Raw genomic sequence first — 4492 nt, forward strand, 5'->3', positions numbered from 1 at the left:
CGGCCAGCGGCGGCTCGGCGCGTTCTTCGAACGGCGCGTCTCGGCCCTGGTGGAGGCCCGGCGAGCGGTGATCGACGCCGGGGAGACGCCGCCCGACGACCTGCTGTCCGCATTGCTGCTGGCGCGCGACGAGCAGGACGGCGCCGCGCTGTCGGACCGCGAGGTGGCGGCCAACATCCTAACCTTCATCCTGGCCGGCCACGAGACCACCGCCCGGACCCTCGGCTGGACCCTGCACCTGATCTCGCGCACCCCCTATGTGGCGGAACATCTGGAGCGGGAGGCCGCGACGCTGGACGTGACCGAGGCCCGCTGGGCGGACGCCCTGCCGTGGACGCGGGCCGTCATCGAGGAGGCCATGCGGCTGTTCCCGCCGGCCCCCACCCTGGCGCGTCGGGCGATCGGCCCGGACGTGATCGGCGGCCAAGCGATCGAGGCGGGCACGGCGGTGGCGATCTCGCCCTGGGTGCTGCACCGGCACGAGGCGCTGTGGGACGACCCTGACGCCTTCCGGCCCGAGCGTTTCCTGCCCGAGACCCGCAAGAGCATCGACCGCTACGCCTACATCCCCTTCAGCGCCGGCCCCCGCGTGTGCATCGGCGCCGCCTTCGCCATGCAGGAGGCGATGCTGGCGCTGGCCATCCTGCTGCGGGCGGCCCGCGTCGAGGCGATCACCCCGGTCGAGCCGCGTCCGGTGCACCAGATCACTCTGCGCAGCCGCACGCCGATCCGTCTCAGACTGAGAGCGCGCAAGGCCGGGTGACCACCGGCTGGTTTGGGACAGGCGGGCCCCGTCGAAGCGGCCGAGACATCATTACGTCCGGCGACGCGCGTGACACAGGGCTGACACGAAGACGCGCGAACGACCGCCGACGGGCAGGGGACTGCAGCGCGTGCAAAACCGGACGGCGCGGCGTCCCCAGTCTTTCGATGCAAGGGATCGCGCGTGAAGTTGGCGATAGTGATGCCGTCGGGTTGCGTCTTTTCGGACAGCCGGCCCAACTCGATGGAGACCGTGGTCCGGACGCTGGCCAAGCACAGCCGCTATCGCGACGGCCTTCGGATATTCTGCGACGAGGGCGCCGCGGATCCTGTCGCCCTGCCCCTGCATCCCCTGCCGCGCGGCCAGAGCAAACGCGCGAGAATCAGGACCCTGGTCGAGGCGATCGGCGACTTCGGGCCCGCCTGCGTGGAATACCATCAGCAGATCGGCGTGGCGGCGGACGTGTCGCGCCGGCTGCCGGGCCGCCACCATGTTCTGTATCGCCACAACGCGATCCGGCCCGGACGCCATCCCATCGACCGGCTGAGATACGACCGGCGCTACGCCGCGTTCAGCAATCTGATCTTCGTCAGCGAAGCCGCCCGCGCCGAGTTCGCCGACACCCATGCCCGCTTCGCCCAGAAAGCCCGCGCGATCTGCAATCCCATCGACGCGACGGCATGGCTTGCCTCCCCTGAGGAACGCGACCCCCTGATCGCGTTTTCCGGCCGGGCGATGCGCGAGAAGGGCGTGGACATCCTCTGCGAGGCGCTGGTCCAGGTCCTGCCCCGACATCCCCGGTGGCGCGCGCCATGGCGCTGGGCGACTGGGACAAGCAGGGGCATGGGCCGCGCCCCATGTGGCCCGGCTGATGGCGGCGGCGGGCGACCGGGTCGACATCCGCCGATCCGCGCCGCTGGGCGAAGTGGCGGACGTCATGCGCAAGGCCGCGATCGCCGTGATCCCGTCGGTCTGGGCCGAACCCCTCGGACTGACGGCGCTGGAGGCCCATGTGGCCGGGGCTGCGGTGATCTCCTCAGGCCGGGGCGGCCTGCGCGAAGCCAGCGGACCGCACGCCCTTTACGTCGAGGACCTGACGGCGGACGGCCTGGCCCGGGCGATCGAACAGCTCATTCTCGACCGGGAGCAACGGCTTTCGCTGGCCCACGCTGGCCAGGCCTTCGCGCTGCGGATTCATTCGCCGCAGGCGCGGGCGGCTCAGCTGGACGACCTGCGGGCCGAACTGATCAGCCGCCCCCAGGCCCCGCGGCGCGCCTGGTTCCAGGCCCACGCCTACTCCGCCGGCAGGTAGTCGTCCGGCTCGACCAGCCGGAAGCCCGGGGAGGTCTGAACCATGTCGCGTAGCCAGGCCGAGTGGCCGGCGCCGTAGACGACCACGATGCGGTCCCCCGGCTTCGAGACCTGGATCAGGCGAGCCATGATCTCGGCGTTGCGCTGGAACCAGCGGCCGTTCAGCACGGCGCCCGGCTGAGCGTCGCCGGCGCCGAACCGCATCAGGGCGTAGTGGAAGGCCTTGTCCTTCGCGGCGGGCTCCGGGCCGTTCATGAAGGCGAGGATCGGCCCGATGTCCTGGGTCCGCTGACGCTGTTCGAGATCGGCCACCATGGCCCCGATCGTCGCGCTCATCGCGGCCAGGTCCTCCGCCCGGCCATTCGCCTGGGCCCAGTTGTAGACGTCCTCGTAAGGGAAGTAGGTCGGCTCGCCGTCGCCCTCCTGCTCGTCGATCGCATAGACGCGGCTCAGGCCCAGGCGATGGGCGAGACGGTAGCCGATCTGCACGCGTTCGTCGGCGTTGGTCAGCAGGGCGGCGGGGGCAAAGGCGGGGTAGCGCTGGTCCAGCAGGGTCGCCTGGTCGGTCGCGACCCGTTCGACGGCCACCGCCGTGGGATTGAACCGCGCGAGGCTTTCGGCCACCGCCTCCAGCTGACGCTGCTTGTCGGGGGTCAGGACGGAATCGATGCGGGCGTTGTGGACGTCCTGTCCCGGATTGTCGAAATGGTAGGTTCCCAGGATCATCACCTCGACCGGCGCGGGCTCGGGCGGAGGCGTCTGGGCCAGGGCGGCGGTCGGTAGGGCGAGCGCGGCCAGGGCCGCCAGGGTCTTCAGCATGGTCTTCTCCGGAAGGTCGCCTCCGAAGATGAGGCCACGACAGGGGCGCGCGGATGCGGCGCGCGCATTAAGTCTTCGACAGTTTCAGACCGCCGGCACCGCCTGACTGAGCCGGCCGCCGACGCGGATCGGCTCCACCCGTACGGCCAGGCCGGTCTTGTCGTCGGTCTCGACGTAGACGCCGCAGATGGTGGCGGGGCCGTGGGCCGGGGTGTAGCGGCCGCCGGACAGGCGGGTGGTGAAGCGCCGGAGCGGCTCTTCCTTCTCGTTGCCGATGACCGAGTCGTAGTCGCAGCAGCCGCCCGCGTCGGTCTGGTAGGCGGTGCCGCCGGGCAGGATCTGACAGTCGGCGGTGGGCACATGGGTGTGGGTGCCCACGACCAGAGAGGCCCGGCCATCGCAGAAATGACCCATGGCCATCTTCTCGCTGGTCGCCTCGGCGTGCATGTCGACGATGACCGCGTCGGCGGCCAGGCCCAGGGGGCAGGCCGCCAGTTCCTTCTCGACGGCGCTGAAGGGGTCGTCCATCGGGTCCATGTGGACCCGGCCCAGTACATTCATGACCAGGACCGTGCGGCCGCTGTGGGTCTCGAACAGATTGGCTCCGGCGCCGGGCGCATCCATCAGACGCGGATAGTTGGCGGGCCGGATCAGGCGTGGTTCGCGCACGATGTAGGTCAGGGCCTCGCGCTGATCCCAGCTGTGATTGCCCAGCGTCAGGCAGTCCGCGCCGGCCATGAACAGCTCGTTGGCGGTGTTCTCGGTGATGCCGAAGCCGCCGGCGGCGTTCTCGGCGTTGATTACCACGAAGTCGAGCTTCAGGTCCCGCTTAAGGCCGGGCAGGTGGTCCGTGAGCCCGTCGCGGCCGGACTTGCCGATCACGTCGCCGAAGAAAGCCAATCTCATGGGAAGGCGGTATACCCGGTCTCGGTCAGAACGCCATGCAGGCGGATGTCGTGTGGTTCCGCCGGAAGGCCGTCGATCCGCTGGCCTGCATAGCTCACCCCCACCCGGATCGCCTCCGGCAGGGCCGCGAAGGTCCGGTCGTAATAGCCGCCGCCCTGCCCCAGCCGCCAACCCTGGGCGTCGAAGGCCAGAAGCGGGGTGAGGATCAAGTCCGGCGCCACGGTCTCGGCCAGCGGCAGGGGCGCCGGCATGCCGGCGAGATCCAGCTCCAGCGGCTCGCCAGGCGACCAGCGGCGGAAGACCATCGGGGCGTCGCGCTCGACCACGACCGGCAGGCACAGGGCGCGGCCGGCGCGCACCAGGGTCAGCGACAGGGCGTCCATATCGAGTTCAGAGCCGACGGCGCGGTAGACGGCGACGATCGCGGCTTGCGGAAGCTGGTCGGCGTGTTGGGCCGCCCGCGACGCGGCTTCCGGATCCAGGCCGGCCAGACGCTTGCGCGTCGCCCGCATCGCCGCCCGAAGTTCGCGCTTGTCGGTCATAGGGACGGCGTACTGCATCGGGGGCTGCGCGACTATCCGTTCCTCCCCCTTTGGGGAGGAACGCCACGCGCGCTTAAGCAGCGAGCGACCGCGTCGCGAGCGTTGGCGCACTCAAAAGGAGAAGGTGGCGCGCCGCGAGAACCGTGAACGA

5 protein-coding genes are annotated in these 4492 nt (G+C 70.5%); 2 read left to right on the forward strand and 3 right to left on the reverse strand.

All coding sequences use genetic code 11. The features are described 5' to 3' along the window. Positions 1–763: cytochrome P450 (locus tag AC2W7C_RS13690; RefSeq protein ID WP_486001932.1), on the forward strand; the 763-nt coding region annotated here is incomplete at its 5' end. An 859-nt stretch (positions 764–1622) separates the two neighbouring features. Continuing rightward, a complete protein-coding gene (locus tag AC2W7C_RS13695; RefSeq protein ID WP_486001933.1) occupies positions 1623–2075 on the forward strand; it encodes a glycosyltransferase in 453 nt (150 codons plus the stop codon). Here the strand turns inward: AC2W7C_RS13695 and AC2W7C_RS13700 are convergent. The 3 genes from AC2W7C_RS13700 to AC2W7C_RS13710 form a co-directional block, all read right to left on the reverse strand. Further along, positions 2057–2893, reverse strand: coding sequence for a DUF5694 domain-containing protein (locus tag AC2W7C_RS13700; RefSeq protein ID WP_486001934.1), 837 nt, complete (start codon positions 2891–2893; stop codon positions 2057–2059). The genes AC2W7C_RS13695 and AC2W7C_RS13700 overlap by 19 nt on opposite strands. A gap of 84 nt (positions 2894–2977) precedes the next feature. Then, positions 2978–3799, reverse strand: coding sequence for a TIGR00282 family metallophosphoesterase (locus AC2W7C_RS13705; protein WP_486001935.1), 822 nt, complete (start codon positions 3797–3799; stop codon positions 2978–2980). Then, positions 3796–4359 (reverse strand): 5-formyltetrahydrofolate cyclo-ligase, encoded by a 564-nt coding sequence (locus tag AC2W7C_RS13710; RefSeq protein ID WP_486001936.1) that lies wholly within the window; start codon positions 4357–4359, stop codon positions 3796–3798. Before AC2W7C_RS13710 ends, AC2W7C_RS13705 begins: the two co-directional genes overlap by 4 nt. Positions 4360–4492 lie beyond the last annotated feature (133 nt).

The organism is Brevundimonas sp. CURTG3B2_SDJG (assembly GCF_057364705.1).